Source organism: Marivita sp. S2033, from assembly GCF_046592965.1.
Taxonomy (GTDB): Bacteria; Pseudomonadota; Alphaproteobacteria; order Rhodobacterales; family Rhodobacteraceae; genus Marivita.
This window is the reverse complement of the sequence record NZ_JBISBV010000002.1, coordinates 142,810-163,682: the sequence shown is the minus strand read 5'-3', so window position 1 is coordinate 163,682 and position 20,873 is coordinate 142,810. Positions and strand designations below refer to the sequence as shown.

18 protein-coding genes and 1 tRNA gene are annotated in these 20,873 nt (G+C 60.0%); 8 read left to right on the top strand and 11 right to left on the bottom strand.

Features of this window, described 5'->3' with window-relative positions:
• Window position 1: 1 nt before the first annotated feature.
• From ACGKZZ_RS04870 to ACGKZZ_RS04835, 8 genes are all read right to left on the bottom strand, one after another.
• Entirely contained in the window at window positions 2-568 is a 567-nt protein-coding gene (locus tag ACGKZZ_RS04870) for a nitrous oxide reductase accessory protein NosL (protein WP_411222348.1), read from the bottom strand.
• Window positions 565-1,389 (bottom strand): ABC transporter permease, encoded by an 825-nt coding sequence (locus ACGKZZ_RS04865; protein ID WP_411222347.1) that lies wholly within the window; start codon window positions 1,387-1,389, stop codon window positions 565-567. Before ACGKZZ_RS04865 ends, ACGKZZ_RS04870 begins: the two co-directional genes overlap by 4 nt.
• Complete coding sequence (locus tag ACGKZZ_RS04860; protein ID WP_411222346.1) at window positions 1,386-2,282, bottom strand: ABC transporter ATP-binding protein; 897 nt, start codon at window positions 2,280-2,282, stop codon at window positions 1,386-1,388. Before ACGKZZ_RS04860 ends, ACGKZZ_RS04865 begins: the two co-directional genes overlap by 4 nt.
• Window positions 2,248-3,579, bottom strand: coding sequence for a nitrous oxide reductase family maturation protein NosD (locus ACGKZZ_RS04855; protein ID WP_411222345.1), 1,332 nt, complete (start codon window positions 3,577-3,579; stop codon window positions 2,248-2,250). The genes ACGKZZ_RS04860 and ACGKZZ_RS04855 overlap by 35 nt, the downstream gene beginning before the upstream one ends.
• Before the next feature lie 3 nt (window positions 3,580-3,582).
• Window positions 3,583-5,523 (bottom strand): TAT-dependent nitrous-oxide reductase, encoded by a 1,941-nt coding sequence (nosZ, locus tag ACGKZZ_RS04850; RefSeq protein ID WP_411222344.1) that lies wholly within the window; start codon window positions 5,521-5,523, stop codon window positions 3,583-3,585.
• A gap of 11 nt (window positions 5,524-5,534) precedes the next feature.
• Window positions 5,535-7,739 carry a 4Fe-4S binding protein gene (locus ACGKZZ_RS04845; RefSeq protein WP_411222343.1) on the bottom strand — a complete coding sequence of 735 codons (2,205 nt, stop codon included), beginning with the start codon at window positions 7,737-7,739 and terminating at the stop codon, window positions 5,535-5,537.
• A complete protein-coding gene (locus ACGKZZ_RS04840) occupies window positions 7,736-8,197 on the bottom strand; it encodes a hypothetical protein (protein WP_411222342.1) in 462 nt (153 codons plus the stop codon). Before ACGKZZ_RS04840 ends, ACGKZZ_RS04845 begins: the two co-directional genes overlap by 4 nt.
• 114 nt (window positions 8,198-8,311) lie before the next feature.
• A tRNA-Arg gene (locus tag ACGKZZ_RS04835) sits at window positions 8,312-8,388 on the bottom strand.
• Window positions 8,389-8,497: 109 nt separating this feature from the next.
• On the opposite strand from ACGKZZ_RS04835, the gene ACGKZZ_RS04830 reads away from it, so the two are divergent.
• The gene (locus ACGKZZ_RS04830) at window positions 8,498-9,007 is read left to right on the top strand and encodes a superoxide dismutase family protein (protein ID WP_411222341.1); all 510 of its coding nucleotides are present in this window, start codon (window positions 8,498-8,500) and stop codon (window positions 9,005-9,007) included.
• 10 nt (window positions 9,008-9,017) lie between these two features.
• Here ACGKZZ_RS04830 and ACGKZZ_RS04825 read toward each other — a convergent pair whose 3' ends face one another.
• Entirely contained in the window at window positions 9,018-9,485 is a 468-nt protein-coding gene (locus ACGKZZ_RS04825; RefSeq protein WP_411222340.1) for a GNAT family N-acetyltransferase, read from the bottom strand.
• Window positions 9,486-9,797, bottom strand: coding sequence for an ETC complex I subunit (locus ACGKZZ_RS04820; RefSeq protein ID WP_411222724.1), 312 nt, complete (start codon window positions 9,795-9,797; stop codon window positions 9,486-9,488). It lies immediately after the preceding gene.
• 187 nt (window positions 9,798-9,984) lie between these two features.
• On the opposite strand from ACGKZZ_RS04820, the gene uvrB reads away from it, so the two are divergent.
• A complete protein-coding gene (gene uvrB, locus ACGKZZ_RS04815; protein ID WP_411222339.1) occupies window positions 9,985-12,168 on the top strand; it encodes an excinuclease ABC subunit UvrB in 2,184 nt (727 codons plus the stop codon).
• 173 nt (window positions 12,169-12,341) lie between these two features.
• Here uvrB and ACGKZZ_RS04810 read toward each other — a convergent pair whose 3' ends face one another.
• Window positions 12,342-12,614 carry a zf-TFIIB domain-containing protein gene (locus tag ACGKZZ_RS04810; protein ID WP_411222338.1) on the bottom strand — a complete coding sequence of 91 codons (273 nt, stop codon included), beginning with the start codon at window positions 12,612-12,614 and terminating at the stop codon, window positions 12,342-12,344.
• 167 nt (window positions 12,615-12,781) lie between these two features.
• On the opposite strand from ACGKZZ_RS04810, the gene ACGKZZ_RS04805 reads away from it, so the two are divergent.
• From ACGKZZ_RS04805 to ACGKZZ_RS04780, 6 genes are all read left to right on the top strand, one after another.
• Window positions 12,782-13,162, top strand: coding sequence for an excinuclease ABC subunit B (locus ACGKZZ_RS04805; protein WP_411222337.1), 381 nt, complete (start codon window positions 12,782-12,784; stop codon window positions 13,160-13,162).
• 40 nt (window positions 13,163-13,202) lie between these two features.
• Complete coding sequence (hrpB, locus tag ACGKZZ_RS04800) at window positions 13,203-15,653, top strand: ATP-dependent helicase HrpB (RefSeq protein WP_411222336.1); 2,451 nt, start codon at window positions 13,203-13,205, stop codon at window positions 15,651-15,653.
• Window positions 15,654-15,695: 42 nt separating this feature from the next.
• Window positions 15,696-16,577, top strand: a complete 882-nt coding sequence (gene ttcA, locus ACGKZZ_RS04795) for a tRNA 2-thiocytidine(32) synthetase TtcA (RefSeq protein WP_411222335.1) — start codon at window positions 15,696-15,698, stop codon at window positions 16,575-16,577.
• A 55-nt stretch (window positions 16,578-16,632) separates the two neighbouring features.
• Window positions 16,633-18,165: a putative bifunctional diguanylate cyclase/phosphodiesterase gene (locus ACGKZZ_RS04790; RefSeq protein WP_411222334.1), complete on the top strand. Its 1,533-nt coding sequence runs from the start codon at window positions 16,633-16,635 to the stop codon at window positions 18,163-18,165.
• Between the two features lie 153 nt (window positions 18,166-18,318).
• Window positions 18,319-20,133, top strand: coding sequence for a membrane protein insertase YidC (gene yidC, locus ACGKZZ_RS04785; RefSeq protein WP_411222333.1), 1,815 nt, complete (start codon window positions 18,319-18,321; stop codon window positions 20,131-20,133).
• On the top strand, window positions 20,130-20,873 hold the full coding sequence (locus tag ACGKZZ_RS04780; RefSeq protein WP_411222332.1) for an MOSC domain-containing protein: 744 nt from the start codon (window positions 20,130-20,132) through the stop codon (window positions 20,871-20,873). The genes yidC and ACGKZZ_RS04780 overlap by 4 nt, the downstream gene beginning before the upstream one ends.

Below are 20,873 nucleotides of genomic sequence, written 5' to 3'. Positions count from 1 at the left end.
GTTATCCTCCGGACGTGCGCGACAGTGCGCGCAAACGTTGTTCGAACTCTGAATCGGGGGCCTCGCCTGTCAGATCGACAGGCGCGAGTACGGCGCTGTCGGGGATCTCGGCCAGTTGCATGACCTCACCGCCGTTTTCCTTGGCAAACGTCTCGGCCTTGGTCGGGTCGGAAAACGGCACGAGTTCCGGTGCGCCCATACCGCCGACCAGAGTCCCGCCGACGACATAAGAGGCAGTGGTCGCGTCGATCCAGTTGGTCTTGCCCGGCGCTTCCCAGCTGGCCTCTGGCGCTCCCATGTCGCTGACCCAGACGGTCAGGATCTCGTGGCTCTGCTCGGGCATCCGCATATAGGCGACCACATCGCGCACCTGGCTGAAGAACAGCGGAGCACCGGGCAATCCGGCCAGATGCGCCTGCGCCTTGGGGCCGTCATGCTCCAACAGGTCCATCTGGCAATAATGCCCCACCGCATCGGCAGAGAGCGGCACCGCAGAGGTGTCCTGCGCGACCTCTTCCTTGCAGGCGACCAGCGCCAGAAGGGCGACACAGACCGGTAAAACTCTCATGGATCCACCTTTCGAAAACTGAGCGCTGCCAGCCCGAGTGCAAGCACCGGCCAGATCACGACCGAGGCCAAGGATTGCCATTGCGGGATGGCGTTGGCGGCACCGCCGACGCCCGAGGCGGCTGCGGTGGCCTGAGCGGCGGTCAGGTTGAACAGGCGGAACGCGTCCGCCGGATTGACCAGAAGCGCGGCCGGAAACACCCGGCGGGTGAAGTAGCCGCCGTCATCGGCAACGACTGCCGCCAACAGGCCCAGATCATACAGCACCACCAGCCCCAGCCAAAGCCCGATGGCCAGACCTGCCGCGCCCGACACGCGCTTGGCGCGCGACGACAGCGCATAGCCGATGCCGATGAAGGTCGCGCCCAGAAGAGTCGACGTCCAGGTCAGCCGCCAGAGCGCGCCGAGCCCGGAGACCGCTTCGGGATCAAATGTTATCGCCACGGCCGCCGCGGCACCGTAGCCGGCAACAATCGCGACTACGAGGATGGAGGTGTGCGCCAGCAACTTTCCGGCAAGGACCTCCCAGCGGGCAACTGGATAGGTCAGAAGCAAGGGCAATGTGCCCCGCTCCACTTCGCCCGCGATCGCGTCAAACGACATCAGGAGCGCAACCAACGGCACCAGATAGACCGAGAGCGACGTCAGCGAGGCCGCGATGACCGAGAGGCGATCCGCGCCCAGCGCTCCTGTCGGCGCCGATCCGGCGGCGGACAGGACCAGCGAGAAGAGTACCATCAGCACCACCGCGATCAGCACCCAGCGGTTCCGCCGCGCGATATGAATTTCGGTTGCCGCCGTGGCAAGAATGCGCCCGATCATTGGCCGTCCCTCCGGCTGAAATGGCTGTAGATGTCTTCGAGGCTGGGCGGGATGACCTCGAGATCGGCCACCTTGCCTCTGAGCGCGGAGATCTCGGCCAACGTCGCGAGCTTGTCATCCTGGTTGCACGAGATGTGCAGCGCGTCACCCACACGGATCGCGTTTGGCAGCGCATCCATGATATCCGCGCTGTATCCGTTGAGCGCGGTGATGTGCATAGAGACAGGCAGCGCCGCTTCACGACGAAGATCGGAGAGCGTGCCTTCGGCCACCATGCGCCCGCCCGACAGGATCAGCAAACGGTCGGTTCGCGCCTCCACTTCGGTCAGGGCATGGCTTGAGAGCAGGATCGCGGCGCCTTCGGCTGCCAGCCCGTCCAGAAGTTCGTAAAAATCGCGCCGCGATACCGGATCAAGGCCGCTGGTCGGTTCATCGAGCACCAAGAGGCTAGGATGGCCGATCAGCGCTTGCGCCAATCCGACGCGCTGCCGCATGCCCTTTGAATACGTGCCGATCCGCCGCTTTGCCGCCGCCGACAGGCCGACACGATCCAAGAGCTCCATCGCGCCCGATGCATCCAGATTGCGCAGGCGCATGTAATAGGTGATCTGCTCAAGGCCCGTGACGGCGGAATGAAACGTCGCGTTTTCCGGCAGGTAAGCCACTTTCGCGCGCGCCGCCGCCTGCCCCGGCTTGGCGCCGCAAACCGTCACCTCACCGCCATTGGGCTGGATCAAACCGAGGATCACCTTCATCAAGGTCGATTTGCCCGCGCCATTATGGCCAAGCAGCGCGACGCGCTCGCCGGGTTCGACGCTCAAAGAGACATCAGACAGGGCGTTCACCCCGTCATAGGTCTTAGTGAGATGAGAGATCGTTAATGTCGAAGTCATCGAGTTCACTTTCGTCCCGATTGGCGACCGCCTCGGCCTCCATCTCGGTGTATTCGTCTGGCACCGCGATTTGCGGCGCTTCCATCAGGGGGGCGCTGTCAACCACGCCTCCCGGCAGGGTTGCCGGAAAGCTGGATTGCGCCCAGCGGATCAGTTGCACGACAGGCGCGCCGGTCAGCAGCGCAGCGGCCGGTTGGGACCACAGGATGTGGTCCATCAAATCGTTGGGGCGAAAGGCGCTGTCGGCGATGCCATCGCCGCCCAGATCGAATCCCGGATGGTCCGACCAGTAATTGCCGCGCCCCTCAAAGCTCCATTCCACATCGCGGGTGCCGACATATTTCACCTGCGTCCGGTTTCCGAGAAACGCGTTGCCGGTCAGGACGTTGCGTTCGGACCCTGCGGTAAAGTGAATGCCGATTTCGCAGCCCTCAAAGCGGTTGTTGAAGATCAGGTTCTTGTGTGCGTTATAGATGAATGTACACCGGTTGGCCCCGCCGCGCACCAGATTGCCGGACACATCGGCGTTATTGGCGTAGTTCAGCATGACGCCGTGGCTCAGATCGGAGAGGCTGAGATTGTCTTTCACGACCACGTTGTTGGAAAACATGATCGCATAGCCAAGGTGATTGCCGATGGACACGTTGCCCGACACCTCGGAATCATTGGTGTACATATAGTGCACCGCAAAGCGCAGATCGCGGAACAGGTTGTTGCGATAGGTACCGGTCCGCGACGTGTTGGAGAATATCCCGTCGCGGCCCCAACGCACCGAGTTTCCCTCGATCAGCGTGCCGGGGGAATTCCAGACATAAATGCCGTTGCCCCGATCGTTCATGCGCGGATTGCGGGTGCCTTCAATGGTATTGCCACGCACCTGTGCATCGAGCCCGCCATGCACATCAACGCCGTGCAGATTGCCCAGCAGACGGTTGTTCTCGATCACCGCGCGATCGGCTTTCTTGAGGATCTTGATGCCGGCGTCCAGATTTTGGCTGTTCAGCCCGGATCCGGTCACGGTCAGGTTCTTCACGGTCACATCCGGCGCGTCGATGGTCACGACGGTTCCGTCGCCCAACCCATCAATGACGGTCCCGTCCTGTCCGCTCAGTGTAAGGGGTCGGTCGATCGTGATGGCACCGTCATAGCGCCCCGCATCAAGGGTCAGCACATCGCCGGAGGTCGCCCCGGCGATGGCCTTGGCCAGCGTTCCCTGCCCCGGCGGCACAGCAATCTCGTCCGCCCAGAGGGGCAGCGCGATCAGGAGTGATACCGTCAGGATCAGGGAACGCATCATGGCTTAGCTCGCTTTCGGCTCGACGAACATCCGACCGCGCATCTCCATGTGGAGCGCGTGGCAGAACCACTGGCAATAGTACCAGTAGACGCCCGGCTTGGCCGCAACGAAGGTGACAGACGCGGTCTGCTGCGGCGAGATCTCCATCGCGACACCGTGGTTGCCCATCGTGAAGCCGTGGGTGAGATCGTCGATGTCATCGAGGTTGGTGACATAGACTGTCACTTCGTCGCCTTGCGTCACGGTGAACTTTTCAATCGCGAAGTTGGGCGCCTGCGAGGACATGTAGACCCGCACCTTGTTGCCATCGCGGATGATCGTGTCCTGATAGTCGTCAAGATCGACACCATCTGCCTCGGCTTGCGCGCGCGCATCCGCCCACATCGGATCGTTGCGATCCCAAACCGATTTCGGGTTCACCTTGGACGGATCCACGATGATGGAATCATGCGGCTCGGCGAAGGTCGGGCCGTCATGGATCAGTGTCAGGTTGTCACCGTCGATTGCGAACAGCTGCTCGTTCTCGGGCTTGAGCGGACCGACATTGAGGAACCGGTCCTTGGAGAACTTGTTCATCGTCAGATAGTACTTGTCCGTCGCCTCGAGCGTTTCGCCCATCACGGTGGAGTTGTGACCCGGCTGGTAATGCACGTCCTGCTTGGTGATGATCGGATCGACATCTTCGCCGTTGTAAAGCTGGATGGCTTTCTCGAGGTTCCACTTCACCACCTGACTGTCAAGGAACAGCGTGGTATAGGCGTTGCCCTTGCCGTCGAATGCGGTGTGGAGCGGCCCAAGACCCAGTTCGGGTTCGGCCACGACAACGCTGCGCGGATCGGCATCTTCGTTGAACACCGCGTCGAGCTTGCGCACGTCGATCACGGAAACCGTGGGCGACAGCTTGCCCGCGATGCACAGGTGGATCTTGTCAGGCGCCATGTTGCAGCCGTGCGGGTTGTTGGGGATCGGGATGTAGCGGGTGTACTTCTTGTTCTGCCCTTTGCGCCCATCCAGAACCTTGACGCCGTTCAGCTCCTGATAGTCGCCGGCCTCGATGCCTTTTTCGATCTCGGCAATGTTGAAGACAACGACATGGTCCATATCGGCCTCTGTCATCTCGGGCAGGGTCATGCCCATTTCCGAGTTATACGAGGTCGAGAACGCGTATTTGCCATCGTAATCGCAATCGGTGTTGTCGAGGTTGCCCGACACCATCACCTGCCACGCCACGGTCATTTCGTCGGCATTTATGGCAGTGTAGAAGTTCACGTACTTCTCTGGCTCGTCGAGGATCTGGCCGTCATTGACCATCGGCACCTCGTCCTCGCCATTGGCGAACACATAGTTGGTGCGCGGCCATTTCTGCGGACGCAGACCGTGGATCGCCTTGGCGTTGGGGATCTCGATAATCTTGTCGCACTTCATCACATCGCAGCGCACGCGGGCGACGCGGGTGTTGGCCTTGTCGTTCATGAACAGGTAACGGCCGTCATATGTGCCTTCGGTGAAGGACATGTGCGGGTGGTGCAGGTCGCCGTTGGGCGGGAACTCGTGACCGTTGGCAGCCAGATATTCCTTGGTCTCCGGCAGCAGGCCTTCGGTCAGGATTTTCTTGGATTCGTTGGTGATGCCCCAGCCGGTGGCCGAGCAGATGTTGAACACCGGAATACGCATCAGCTCGCGCATCGACGGCACGCCGAGAATGCGCATCTCGCCGCACTGGCCCGAGGACCAGAAGCCGTAATATTCGTCAAGCTGGCCGGGACCCACTTGGGCATCCGTGGCGGCACGCGCGCTTGTGGTGCTGGCCAGAGTGGCCGCACCGACGGCTGCGGTGCCGGTGAGCATCGCGCGGGTGCCGAATGCGCCTGCAAGTGCCGCGCCTCCGGCGGTTGCGCCCAGCAGGCCGCGCCGTGAAATCGGCAGTTTCTTACCCTCAGACATCTTTTTTCCTTTCAAGTTGCTGTTTGGGTTTTCGGTTGGTTCGGATGCCCCGCGATATTCCGGGACAGGTCGGGAGCTGCGCCAACCTTGGCGCGCCGCCGCAACTTCTTGATCACCACCGGGCAGGTGGTTTCGGACTGGTAGAGCACCTGACAGTGCAGACAGTCGATACATTCGTTCGGGTTGATCTCACCGGTTGGATGGATCGCCTGAACCGGGCATTGGTTGGAGCAGGTCTGGCACGGATTGCCGCACTCGTGATAGCGCTTCAGCCAGTCAAACATCCGCAACCGCGCCGGGATCGCCAGCGCCGCTCCGAGAGGGCAAAGGTAGCGGCAGAAGAACCGCTCCACGAACAGCCCGGCGATGAGCAGCGCGGCGGCATAGGCCACGAACGGCCAGGCCCGCACGAAGTTCAGGATGATCGCGGTCTTGAACGGCTCGACCTCGGCCAGACGCTCGGCCTGTTCGATGCTCGCCAAAGACACGCCGAAAAGCCCCAGGAAGATCATGTACTTCAGCGGCCACAACCGTTCATGCAGCCCCCACGGAAGTGTCCACTGGGGAATGTGCAGCGCCTTGGCAATCCGGTTCAGCAATTCTTGCAACGCGCCGAACGGGCACAGCCAGCCACAATAGGCGCCCCGCCCCCAGAACAGCAGCGCAGCGGCAACCGCGAACCACAGGATGAACGTCATCGGGTCGAGCAGGAATGCCTGCCAGCTGAAGCCGGACACCAAAGAGCCGAACAGCGCCATCAGATTGACCACCGACAATTGTGCATTGGCGTACCATCCAAGGTAAACCAGCGTCACGGTCAGGAAGGAAATGCGGAACCAGAAGAACCAGCGTTCGTTGCGGACCGCGAAGCTCTGGAAGAAGAATACGCCCGTCAACACGGTCAGCATGACGGCCAAAACCGCGATTTCGACCTCCTTGTCCCTCCAGATCCGCTTCCAGAGCGCCTGATGGGCAGAGCTTTCGGACTGCGTTGTCACCTCTTGAACGGCCGCCGAGACATCCGAACCCTCGGGAGCGGCGACGAGTTGCAGGTAGTTCTCCGGCAGGACATAGCCCAGATCGAAGGTCGTGAAGATCTTCTCGATCGCGCCCACTTCGCGTTGCACCAAAAGCTGAATTCTGAACGGCTCGCTTGGATCGAAACCGCTATCGGCCGGGATTTTGAACAGATCCGCCTCGTTGAACTCGGGCGCTCCGTCTGCGGCGATGCTGTTGATGCGCTTGTGCATCCGGTCGCGGAAGCGCACGGAAATATCGTCTTGAATCAGTACGATCCGGTCAAAGATCCCGCCGCGGACATAGCCTGAGCCTTTGAAGGAGTAAATGCCACGACCGAAGATGGCAACCGCGTGATCACCCTCGTCCAGCCAGCTTTGAAGGTTCGCCGCTTCCGCTTCACCCAAGAGCGCTTGGCCGATCGCCGGATGCGATACCAATGCGGCCTGCATTTCAATGAATGTGGTTTCCGGCGCTTCGGTCAGCGCGCGTCTAGTGGCACGCGGATCATCCATCGCAGCAAAGGCGGCGTTGACCTGTCCAACATCAAGCGACAACCGGCGCAGCGTGCCATCGCCTTCGAGCGTCATCCAGTCCTGCGCGGCTTCGGCATCCGGGTCGATCTCGTAGCGCGGGCCGGTGCCTTCCTGTTCCACGGCAAGCCCGCCGAGGCCCAACTGGCGCGCAACCTTCAGCCCTGCGCGAATGATCGAATCGTCAATCACCATGATCGTCACGGTCGCGCCCGAAATGATATCAAGGTCATGCGATGTGCCGCCCGATTCCGCCTCGGCCACCAGATCAAGCCCGCGATAATTGGCCACCAGCGCCTTGATCTTGGAATCGGGAATTCCGATCAGCACGATCGGCTCCGAGTGCTTGACCAATTCGACGCCCGTCACCTGGGCATCATCATCAACCGCGACCATCGTGTGGATGGGTTTGCCCGAGTAACCGGTGGTCGACACGAAATCGGATGTCACGAACGCCCATCCGATCCGCTCGCCGTTCTGGAGCACCTGCACCGCCGGCAAGTCGTCGTGGATCGCACCGAAGGCGTCGGCGCCTTCAACCAGGTCACCCGCCGATACGTCCGGCAAAAGCTCTGACAGAACGGACTGCGCCGCCGCCGGAAGCCCGAACAGGAGCATCGCCGCCACGATCGACATGTATTTCAGAATGTTGTGGAGGGCAGTCATGCGGTGACGTCCTTTGAAGCAGGGCGCCCCTCGCGGTGCGGACAATGACCAGTGATTGCAAAAATGGTCAAGACTGGGTCCGGCAAGGTCAGCTGGGAGAGATGACCTACCGGAGGTCCGCGCGGCATGGGGCCGAGATCGGGGTTTCGAAGGTGAAGCGCCAGGTGCGTGTCATCCCCAAGTGGCATGTCGTGAAGCACCGACACGAGAACCGACCCGTGCGCGCCATCCAGCGCGACACCGGCAACCTCGCAACAACTCAGGCATTCCTGGCAATAGGCTGACGGCTCGACAGGCGCACCGCTGGCATCTACCGCGATAGTCTGCAAGACGCCATCGGCGCAGATTTCCATAAATGAGACGCCGTCGCTGCCGGTTCCAGCCATCGTGGATGGGCCGTAAACGGTCAGGCAGATCACCAACATCAATCGGGAAATAACGGCGCACAGGTTCTTCATGCCCGCGATCTACCACGATTCCCCACTCCCACTTTGACACAGCGCAAAGTGGCGAGATTAACCCCACGTGAGCTTGCAGCCGACCTTGTGATACCGATGACTGGTTTTCCGAAGTGGCGATCCCTGAAGGACTCGAACCCTCAACCTGCTGATTAGAAGTCAGCTGCTCTATCCAGTTGAGCTAAGGGACCGCTGATGTTTCGATTACGACAGGCGAAAGCCGTCGTCAAAGGGTGATTGGAACAGAGTGTGTCGGCGCTGCGTTGATTGAGCAGCAACCCAATATGAAGGAGTTCTGCCATGACCCGCCCTTTTCTTGCTGCCGCAATCGCACTTCTGCCGGCGATGCCGGTTGTCGCGCAGGAGATCGCTGCCGCTGATGTGATGGACCGCGACGGTGCCTCTCTTGGTACGGTTTCGATCACCAGCCAACCGTCTGGCACGGCTCTTGTCGTCATTGCGCTGAATGGTGTGCCGAGTGGCGATCATGGGGTGCACCTGCACGAAACAGGTGACTGCTCCGCCGAAGACTTCTCTTCCGCCGGTGGACATATTGCCGGCGGCGCCCAGCACGGGATCGGTGTCGAGGGTGGGCCTCATCCGGGTGATCTGCCGAATGTGGTGGTTGGCGACGATGGTGTGGTGAATGCCGCTTTCTTCAATCCTCATGTGGACCTTGAAAGCATGATCTTTGACGGCGACGGCGCTGCATTTATCGTGCATTCTGAGGGTGACGACTATGTCAGTCAGCCATCGGGTGCAGCCGGAGACCGGATTGCCTGCGGAACCTTCGTCAAATCTGCTGAATGAGCTTGGCCGCTCAAATATCCACTGTCATAAAGACGCTTTGCGGATCTTCGACATAAGGTCCGAAAGGCGGACAGCTTTGAAATCCGTGGCGCGCAAACAATCTGCGCGCCGCTGAAAACTGCGCATCAGAGCCTGTCTCCAGGCTGAGACGCCGAAAACCCTCCACCCTTGCCTGCTTCAAAAGATTGGCGAGGAGTGCGTCGCCCACTCCTTGTTGTCGCGCGTGGGAGCTTGTGTGTATCGACTTCACTTCTCCATGCTCGGGGGTCAACGTCTTGAGGGCGCCGATGGCCAAAAGATTTCCACTCTGGCTTTCGAGGCCATACACTTGAATGTCCGGCGCGATCATCTCGTCAATTTCCAGCACGTGACAACTTTCGGCGGGCGTTGCGGCACGCATCATTTCGGCATGTCGTTCGATCAGTGAAACCGCGTCGGCGTTCAGGTGGACAATCCGTTTGAAGACGTAGCCTGCCACTCAGTGGGTCCACGACCCTTTCCGATCATTCGCGAAATTCTCGGCATAGCCGCGCGGACGGATGTTGGGCTTGCGCTTGTTCGGCGCAAAGTGAATGACGTCGATGCCGTTCTCTTTGACATAGGCTTTCGCCGCGTCCAACGTATCGAACCTGAGCCGCACCTGGCTTTGCGTGTCGCTCGATGAGGTCCAGCCCATCAGCGGATCAATCTCGCGGGCGCTGTCAGGGGCAAACTCCAGCACCCAATGTCTGGTTTTCGCCGTGCCCGACGACATGGCGGTTCGGGAAGGTTGATAAAGACGTGCGCGCATGACGGTCACCTGAACAAATTTCGACCCAGATATGCGAAATCCGCGCGGCCAGTGCAAGACGTTGCCGGGCTTTGAATTGTCGCAGGGTTTGCCCACGAGTTGCAATTTGCGCATGGGCACACCATTTTGTCTGTCTTGCCGGTCTGCCTGCCCGAGCCCGGCGCTTGCCCACATCAATTGGTGACCCATGGCCGACATCCAACTTCTCCACTCGCCCGCGCCCGACGTGCGTACCCGTGAAAAGCTCGAGGGCGGCATACGCTTTCGCATGCAAACGGATTTCGACGCGGCCGGTGATCAGCCCACCGCCATCAAGGAATTGACCACCGGTGTGAACGAGGGCGAACGGGATCAGGTTCTGTTGGGCGCAACCGGCACCGGCAAGACGTTTACAATGGCCAGGGTGATCGAGGAAACCCAGCGCCCTGCGATCATTCTGGCGCCGAACAAGACACTGGCGGCGCAGCTTTACGGTGAATTCAAAAGCTTCTTCCCCGACAACGCGGTGGAATATTTCGTCAGCTTTTACGACTATTACCAGCCAGAGGCCTATGTTGCCCGATCGGACACCTACATCGAAAAGGAATCCCAGATCAACGAACAGATCGACCGGATGCGCCACTCGGCCACCCGCGCGCTGCTCGAACGCGACGATGTGATCATCGTGGCGTCGGTGTCGTGCATCTACGGTATTGGCTCGGTCGAAACCTACGGTGCGATGACACAGGATCTGCATGTCGGCAAGGACTACAACCAGCGCAAGGTGATGGCCGATCTGGTGGCGCAGCAATACAAGCGCAACGATCAGGCGTTTCAGCGCGGAACATTCCGCGTGCGCGGCGACAGCCTCGAGATCTTTCCCGCTCACCTTGAGGACCGCGCATGGCGGCTGTCCTTCTTTGGCGAGGAACTGGAGAGCATCACCGAATTCGACCCGCTGACGGGTGAAAAAACCGACACGTTCGAGCGTATCCGCCTCTACGCCAATTCGCACTATGTCACGCCGAAACCGACGATGCAGCAAGCCATCATCGCGATTAAAAAGGAACTGCGCGTTCGGCTTGATCAGCTTGTGGGAGAAGGCAAACTGCTGGAGGCGCAGCGCCTCGAGCAGCGCACCAATTTCGATCTGGAGATGCTGGAGGCCACTGGCGTCTGCAACGGGATCGAGAACTATTCCCGTTACCTGACGGGTCGTGCGCCGGGCGAACCGCCCCCCACGCTGTTCGAATTCATTCCCGACAACGCGATCGTGTTCGCCGATGAATCCCACGTCAGCGTGCCGCAGATCGGCGGCATGTACAAAGGCGACTACCGACGCAAGTTCACGCTCGCCGAACACGGCTTCCGCCTGCCCTCATGCATGGACAACCGCCCCCTCAAGTTCGAGGAATGGGATGCCATGCGCCCGCAATCGGTGTTCGTTTCAGCCACGCCCGGCAAATGGGAGATCGAACAGACCGGAGGCGTGTTCACCGAACAGGTGATCCGCCCCACCGGCCTCATTGATCCCATGGTCGAAATCCGACCCGTCGAAATGCAGGTCGATGATCTGCTTGACGAGGTGCGCCGCGTCACCGCCGACGGGTTCCGCACGCTTGTCACCACCCTGACCAAGCGCATGGCCGAGGATCTGACCGAATACCTGCACGAACAGGGGATCAAGGTGCGTTACATGCACTCTGACATCGACACCATCGAACGGATCGAGATCCTGCGCGACCTGCGCCTCGGCGCGTTTGACGTGCTGATCGGGATCAACCTTCTCCGCGAGGGTCTCGACATTCCCGAATGCGGGCTGGTGGCCATTCTGGACGCTGACAAGGAAGGTTTCCTGCGCTCGGAAACATCGCTGATCCAGACCATCGGCCGCGCTGCACGCAACGCCGAGGGCCGCGTGATCATGTATGCCGACCGCATCACCGGCTCCATGGAGCGCGCTTTGGGTGAAACCGATCGCCGTCGCGCCAAGCAGATCGCCTATAACGAGGAACACGGCATCACGCCTGCGACGATCAAGAAGAACGTCGATGACATCCTGCAAGGTCTTTACAAAGGCGACGTGGACATGAGCCGCGTCACCGCCAAGGTCGACAAACGATTGGCGGGAGCGAATTTGCAGGCGGTTCTCGATGGGCTGCGCACGGATATGCGCAAAGCTGCCGAGAACCTCGAGTTCGAAGAGGCCGCGCGTCTGCGCGACGAGGTGAAACGGCTGGAGGCGGTCGATCTCGCGATTGCAGACGATCCGCTGGCGCGCCAACAGGCTGTCGCCAAGGCGTCGGAAGCGGCGGTCAAGTCATCCGGGCGCTCGACCGCAGGGCGTCCGGGTCAACATGGTGGAAATGTGAAGCGGCGCAAGAAGCGGTGACGGTTCAGTCGTCGGGAAGGCTGATCTGCCCACCCGACGAAACCGCGTTAGATAAGCGGTACGAGCGGCACACCGCAGCCCGAAAGCGCGAGCAAACCGATCATCGCCATGACAATGCGCATTTCAGACGCCCCATCTTTCGCAGGAATTCAGTCGTCCTATCGCTTGAGCGTCTAAAAGTCGAACAGTTCCTCAAGAAACCCGCCCCGCTTTTTCTTTTTGCGGTAGCGCTCATCGTCGCGGTAACGGCTCTCGTCAAATCCGCGCTCCGGCTCGGGATGTGTGGAGCGCGGCGGTGGGGGCGGCATGTGCGCGGCACTGCGGTCGATGATCTTGTCCAGTTCCCCGCGGTCCAGCCAGACACCGCGACATTGCGGACAATAGTCGATCTCAACCCCCGAGCGGTCAGTGATCACAAGTTCGGAGCCATCAATCGGGCATCTCATAAAGCATCTCCCTGGTTTGCGATGCCTTATAGATAATTTCGCTCACACATCTTTCATCCCCCGAACAAAGACTTTCCGATCTCCGGCATTCAGACAGTGCCCGCGCAGCGGATCAAAGCGCCCACTCTGCCATTGCCCGAACCCTTACGCCGGGCTACCCTCTGGCCATGCTGCGCATCATCCCCTTTTGTCTGCTTCTTCTGGCCGCCTGCGCTACTCCGCAGGAGCGCTGCATCAACGATGCCGCAGCACCGTATCGCGCGGCGCTGAAGGAACGTGCCGAGATTGCCAAAACACTCTCGCGCGGGTTCGATCACGTGACCGAATTCCGCACCCGCCGCGTCTTCACCAGTTGCCGGATTGACGAGGACCGATTTGTCCCCTGCTGGGACCGCGAAACCTATCCCGTCACGCGACGTGTCGCGATCGACCGCACCACTCTGATGTTGCGCGACGCCCAGCTTGCCAAGGATCTGCCCGGCCTCGCACGCGCCGCGGAACGCGGAGCGACCGCGTGCCTGAAGGCGTTCCCGGCCGAAGACACCTGATCGCCTTGCCGGGCCGGACCAACCCGGATTAGAACACGCCATGATCCGCCTTCCCATTGATGACGTCCTGCCTGACCTTGTGGCTCATTTGCGCGCGCAGGGTCGGGCCGTTTTGCAAGCCCCGCCCGGAGCCGGCAAGACAACCCGTGTGCCCCTTGCCATGCGGGAAGCGGGGCTGACACCGCACAAAATCCTGATGCTCGAACCGCGTCGCCTTGCTGCGCGCGCAGCGGCGGAACGGATGGCTAGAACCTTGGGCGAACCCGTCGGCCAGACCATAGGTTATCGGGTGCGAGGTGAGGCGAAGGCATCAGGCGCCACCTGCATCGAAGTGGTGACCGAAGGCATACTGACCCGGATGATCCAGTCGGACCCTGAACTGAAGGGCATCGGCGCGGTGATTTTCGACGAGTTCCACGAGCGCTCCCTCAATGGCGATCTCGGCCTTGCTCTTTGCCTCGAGGTGGCGGGCGCGCTGCGCGACGATCTGATCCTGCTGGTCATGTCGGCAACACTGGATGCGGAACCCGTTGCCGACTTGATGGATGCACCCGTCGTGACCTCGCAAGGGCGCAGCTTTCCGGTCGAGCCGCGCTGGCTCGACAAACCGCTTCCCAAAGGCACACATTTCGAGGCGGCGATGGCGGACCTGATCGCAAAAGCCGCGCATGAAAACAGTGGAGGCATCCTTGCGTTTCTGCCCGGAGAGGGAGAAATCCGGCGCGTTCATTCTGCATTGGAGGGGCGTTTGCCCTCCGGCAGCCACATTCGCCCATTGTTCGGTGCGATGCCGTTCAAGGCACAGCAAAATGCGATCGCTCCGGAGGCGCGGGGGCGAAAGGTTGTGCTTGCGACATCCATAGCCGAAACGTCACTGACAATCGAGGACATCCGCATCGTCGTCGACGGCGGGCGCGCGCGGCGGTCGCGGTTTGACCCCGGCTCGGGCATGTCGCGGTTGGTGACCGAAAAGGTCACGAAAGCCGAAGCCACGCAACGTGCCGGTCGCGCCGGACGGGTGGGCAGAGGCGTGGCGTACAAACTGTGGAGCAAGGGCGAAGATGGCGCGCTGCAGGCATTCCCGCCAGCCGAAATAGAAGCGGCCGACCTCTCCGGTCTGGCGCTTGAATTGGCATTATGGGGCGCTCAGCCAGACGCGCTGCCGCTTCTGACGGCTCCTCCCGAGGGGGCCTTTGCAGAGGCTCAGGCACTGTTGCGCATGCTGGGCGCGCTTGATCCTGCGAACCACATTACCCCGCACGGGCGGGTATTGGCAGGCTTACCGCTGCACCCCCGGCTCGCACATATGGTGAGTGTCGCGGGCGCGGCTGCCGCTCCTGTCGCGGCCCTCATCGCCGAGAGAGATCCGGTTCAGGGCGGGGGCGTCGATCTCAACCTGCGGCTTGACGCGCTTCGCGACCCGAAACGCTTTGCCCAAACGCGGCGAGAGACGCTGAACCGCGCTGCGCTGGAGCGCATCGCGACAGAGGCCAAGCGTCTGCGCCGTGCTGCGCCAGAGCCGCAGAAACAAGACCTCGGACCCGCGGAAATGGCCGCGCTCGCCTATCCGGATCGCATCGGGCTACGGCGTTCCGGCGATGCCCCGCGCTACCAGCTATCGGGTGGCAAAGGCGCGCTGATGGACGACGCGGATGCATTGGCCAGTGCGCGATTGATCGTGGCGACCGATCTCGATGGCAACCCGCGAGAGGCGCGCATCAGACAGGCAGTCCAGATCGCCGAAAGCGCATTGCGCGACCTGTTTGCAGACCAAATCAACTGGATCAGCCTGTGTGAGTGGTCCAGACGGGAACGGCGTGTGGTTGCGCGTCAGCAGGAAAAACTGGGCGCGATTGCGCTCGATGACCGGATTTGGAAGGATGCTCCACCAGACGCGCTTGCCCATGCGATGCTCGGCGGGGTGCGTGATCTTGGCCTTGAACCTGCCAAAACCGACGCTGCGCGGCGCTTTCTGGCGCGTATCGCAATTGCGCGCGATGCCGGTCTGGATCTGCCGGATATGTCCGACGATGCGCTGATGCAGACACTCGAAACCTGGCTTTTGCCGCATCTCGGCGGTGTGCGCAGCCAGTCGGACTGGAAGAAATTCGACCTTTTGCCGCCACTGCGCGCGATGCTTGACTGGTCTGCGATGCAACGACTTGACCAGATGGTCCCTGCCCGCTTCACGACACCGCTGGGGCGCGAAATCGCGATTGATTATTCAGGTGAGCACCCCGAAATCACGCTGCGCTTACAGGAACTTTTCGGCCAAACCACACATCCAAAGGTCGGCAACACAGCGCTTCGCGTCACGCTTTTGTCGCCCGCACGACGCCCGGTGCAGACGACGATGGATTTGCCCGGCTTCTGGGCCGGGTCATATGCAGATGTGCGAAAAGACATGCGCGCGGCGTATCCGAAACATCCCTGGCCCGAAGATCCGACGCAAGCAGATCCGACCTTGCGGGCAAAGCCGCGACCGCGCTGAAGGGGCTTGCCGCACCCGAAATTCCGCCGTAGATCCGCGTTCATGCTGGATGACGCTGACGATATTCACCCCCTGTTCTACGGTGCGCCAAAGACGACCGAGTTCAAGAAGCTGCGCAAGCGCATCGTCCAAAACGCGCGCGAGGCGATCGAGCACTATGGGATGATCGAGCGTGACGCGGCCGAAACGCCAAAATGGTTGGTGTGTTTATCGGGTGGAAAAGACAGCTATACCCTGCTGGCGGTGTTGCATGAATTGAAGTGGCGCGGGTTGTTGCCGGTCGAGCTTCTCGCCTGCAATCTGGATCAGGGTCAGCCCGGCTTTCCGGCAACCGTATTGCCGCAGTTCCTTGAAAAGATGGGCGTTCCCCACCGTATCGAATACCAGAATACGTATTCGATCGTTGTTGATAAAGTGCCAGCCGGGCGCACGTTTTGTGCGCTGTGCTCACGTTTGCGGCGCGGCAACCTTTACCGGATCGCGCGCGAGGAAGGTTGCTCAGCGGTCGTTCTTGGCCATCATCGCGACGACATCCTGGAAACCTTTTTCATGAACCTGTTCCATGGCGGCCGATTGGCGACCATGCCGCCCAAACTGGTCAATGAAGACGGCGACCTCTTCGTCTATCGCCCGTTGGCGCATGTCGCCGAGGCCGATTGCGAGAAATTCGCCACGGCCATGAGGTATCCGATTATTCCGTGCGACCTTTGTGGCAGTCAGGACGGGTTGCAACGGCAGCAGGTGAAGGCGATTCTCGATGGTTGGGAAAAGAACAGCCCGGGTCGGCGGCAGGTGATGTTTCGCGCCCTGACGAACGCCCGCCCCTCTCACCTTCTGGACAGCGATCTCTTTGATTTCAAGTCGCTTTTTACCAAGTCTGTTGAGATTGAAGAAAATCCAAGAGATATTCCCAGACTGCGTTAAACGTTTGATCACCCTGACGATGCGATGTTCCTGAAGAGTTATTCAGGGCAGGGTCATGGCACGGGTATCGTTGAATTTTTCCGGAATTAAGCAGGCACTCCAGCGTTCGCTGCGCGGCGCGCACATGCTGGCGTTTCTGCCGGCGCTCTGTCTCGTCGCCTATTGGGGCGGAGGCGAAGTGCTTTTGGTATTCTGCGCCCTGCTGACCCCGCTCGTGTACGCTTTGACCGGCGGCTTTGGGAAGCTGTATGGCAACGGCGCTGCGATCCCGGCAGAATTGCCTAAACTCGAAGAAATTGCCCAGGATTTCTTGAACAGGGCGCAACGCAGCGGCCAGACGACCGCCTGTTTTCATCTCGGTCTCACCGGGCTTGACGACATTTCCCACAGCTTGGGATTCAGCGCCACCGACGAGGCGCGCCAGATCCTGAAACGTCGGCTGGAGTCGGTTCTTCGAGAGTCAGATTTCGTGTTACAGGCAGGGGATGATCGGCTTGTTCTGTTGATTGCGCCAGGCTTTCGCCTCAAACTCGACAACCTTCTGGATATCGGCAAGCGCGTGCGCGAGGCTGTCGAGGAACCGTTGTCGGTGGTGGGCACGACACGCTACGTTTCGACAGCGGTTGGTATCGCGTCCTCGCTGAGTTTCAGACGCGGCGTGAGCGCGGAAACGTGGCTGGACTCCGGTTCGTCGGCTCTGGACGAAGCGATGTTGAACGGCGCATCGACAATACGCATCTGGTCCGAAAAACTGTCGCGCCAGTTCCAATCGAGGCATGCGCTGCGCGACGAATTGACCGCTGCATTGGAAAATGGAGAGCTACAAGCCCATTTCCAACCTCAAATCAGTCTGCGTTCCGGCGCTGTAACGGGTATGGAGGCTTTGGCACGGTGGGAACACACGACGCGCGGAGTGCTCCAGCCAGGCGAGTTTCTCGGAATTCTGAAAGAGATCGGCCAGATGGACCGGCTGGGTGACATCATGCTGGCACAAGGATTGAACGCACTGCAATCGTGGGACCGGGCCGGGTTTGACGTGCCGACCGTCAGCATCAACGTTTCCACGGAAGAATTGCGCAATCCAGAGCTGTGCGAGCGGATCTCGCGAAGCCTTGATCAGTTTGGTCTGACATCAAACAGGCTCGTCCTCGACATCGCCGAGACCACGCTCACCAACCAGAACGACGATATCGCATGGCACAATCTGAAAGCCCTCGCCGATTTTGGATGCCGTCTTGATCTGGATGACTTTGGGACTGGCCATTCCTCAATCACGACATTGCAGCGTCTACCGCTGAACCGTTTGAAAATTGATCGAAGCCTGGTAGCAGGTGTCGACAAGCGGATAGAGACCAAGCGCATGTTGAGCGCCATTCTCGGGATGACAGAGCGCTTGGGCCTTGATGCGCTTGCCGAAGGTGTGGAAACGTTGGGCGAACACGGAGTACTTCGCGAGCTGGGTTGCACATATGCGCAAGGATTTCTGTTTGCGAAGCCTATGTCGCTCAAGACCTGCAATGAGTGGTTGCAGGACACACAAACCGCATCCGACGTGAACGCGGGCACAACGCTCCGACGGGTCAAGTAAACCCTGAGGTTTCGTCTTTGCGCCGACATCAACGCAACCGGCAACACGCGACAATTGCCCTGCAGCACAGTCTGCGCGGTGAATCTGCTTGACCTTCATGCACGAGGCCTGTTGAACGCTGCGATAATCCGAAAACACAGATGGCGGTCTCCGATGGACGATCAGAACAAGAATCTACTTATCGCAACAGCGCTTAGCTTTGCGATCATTCTGGGGTGGTTTGTATTGTTCCCGCCGCCGGAAACCGCCGTCGATCCGGAAAACGCTTTGCCGCCTGCTTCGGACACCGCATCACCAACGATCGCGGCCACCCCTGAGGCTGCGCAAGACGGCACCGCCGCCACAACGCAATCCGCGCCGCCGGAAATTGCCGATGCACCGCGCGTTCCCATTGAGACAGAAAGCCTGATCGGCTCCATTTCCCTCGCCGGGGGCCGGATCGACGATCTGTCACTGAAAAATTACCGGCTCACCACGGATAAAAATTCAGACATCGTTCATCTTCTCAACCCTGTTGGATCCGAAGCGCCCTACTATGCCGTTTTCGGCTGGGCTCCTGGCGGCGGTCTCGGCGTGGATGATGTGCCGAGTGTGATGACGCCGTGGACACTGGAAAGCGGCGAAACGCTGTCGCCCGACAGCCCCGTCACATTGCGTTGGGAGAGTCCGTCGGGGATCACGTATCGGCGCCAGATTGAAGTTGATGATGAGTACATGTTCAACATCACGCAATCCATTGAAAACACGACCGAAAACACGCTTTCTGCTGCACCTTACGGGCTGATCGCGCGGCATGGTGAGCCACAGGACTTGAAAAACTTTTTCATTCTTCACGAAGGTGTCGTCGCGATGGCGGACGGCACATTGTCGGAAATCGACTACGACGACATGACGGATTTCGCCGTCGTCCCGTCACAGGGTGCACGCGCCGAGGTGACGCAGGTTTCCGAAAACGGATGGATTGGGTTTACCGATCACTACTGGATGACCACCGTCATCCCGCAAACCAACACGCCATACCGACAGGTTGCCAAGTACAACCAGGCCAGCAATATCTATCAGACCGAAGTGGTGCAATCGACGTTGACCATCGCACCGGGCCAGACACAACAGGTCCAAACCCAGTTGTTTGCCGGTGCCAAGGAATGGGAAACCATCCGCGACTACCAGGAGAGCGGCGTTGACCGGTTTATCGACAGCATCGACTGGGGATGGTTCTTTTTCCTGACCAAGCCGATTTTCTGGTTGCTGCATCACCTCAACCAATTGATCGGAAACATGGGCTGGTCGATCATCGCCCTCACACTCATCATCAAGGCCTTGCTGTTTCCGCTGGCGTACAAGTCTTATGTCTCCATGGCGAAGATGAAAGAGCTTCAGCCGGAGATGGAGAAAATCAAGGAGCGCGCTGGCGACGACCGTCAAAAGCTGCAGCAGGAAATGATGGAGATGTATAAAAAGGAAAAGGTGAACCCGGCCTCGGGTTGTTTGCCGATCCTGATGCAGATCCCGATCTTCTTTTCGCTCTACAAGGTTATTTTCGTCACTCTGGAATTGCGCCATGCGCCGTGGCTGGGGCCGTTTCAGGATCTGTCATCGCCCGATCCGACGTCGATTTTCAACTTTTTCGGTCTGTTCCCCTGGCCGGCGCCGGAGGCGGGAACCATCTTGGCGTTGATCTTCATCGGTATTCTTCCGCTGCTTCTTGGCATTTCGATGTGGCTGCAGCAGAAATTGAACCCGGCCCCCACCGATCCGACGCAAGCGATGATCTTTGCCTGGATGCCGTGGGTCTTCATGTTCATGCTGGGGGGGTTTGCCAGTGGTCTGGTGGTCTACTGGATCGCGAACAACACGATCACGTTTACCCAGCAGTACCTCATCATGCGCTCGCAAGGATATAAGCCGGATGTCTTTGGTAACATCAAATCCAGCGTCAAGCCGCGCGCGAAAACCGGTAAGAAATGACCGCGCATATCACCGAAATATGGCGGCACCCGATCAAAAGTCATGGTCGGGAGTCGCTGCAAGAGGTGATGCTTGAGGCAGGCAAAGCCATGCCGTTCGACCGACTTTGGGCCGTCGCACACGAACGGTCGACGGTCGATGGCATGGAATGGGCAAGCTGTGGAAATTTCTGCCGGGTTGCCAAAATTCCGGCATTGATGGCCATCACCGCGTCTTATGACGTGGCAACGGGCCAGGTGACGTTGTGCCATCCAAACAAGCCTGACCTGACATTCGATCCAGACAAGGATCAAGGACGCTTTCTGGAGTGGGTCAAAACCCTTTCTACCGACGACGCGTTGACCCCGGCACGGATCGTTCGCGCGCAGGGCCCGGCTTTCACCGACAGCGAATTTCCCAGCGTCACGCTGTGTAATCATGGCTCTCATAGCGCTGTGGAACATGTGATCGGCAAGCCGCTGTCGAGACAGCGCTGGCGCGGCAATATCTGGATCGACGGCATTGACGCATGGGACGAATTTGCATGGGAAGGGCACGAGGTCCAACTCGGCCATGCCCGAATGCGCGTTCTCGAACGCACGGAGCGGTGCAAATCGACCCATAGCAATCCCGAAACGGGGGTGCGCGACGCCGATGTGCTTGGCGCGCTTGAAAGTTTGGGTCACCGGGACTTTTCGGTCAGGGCCGAAGTGATCGAAGGTGGCCTGGTTTCCATCGGTGATGAGGTCTCCCATGTCTGA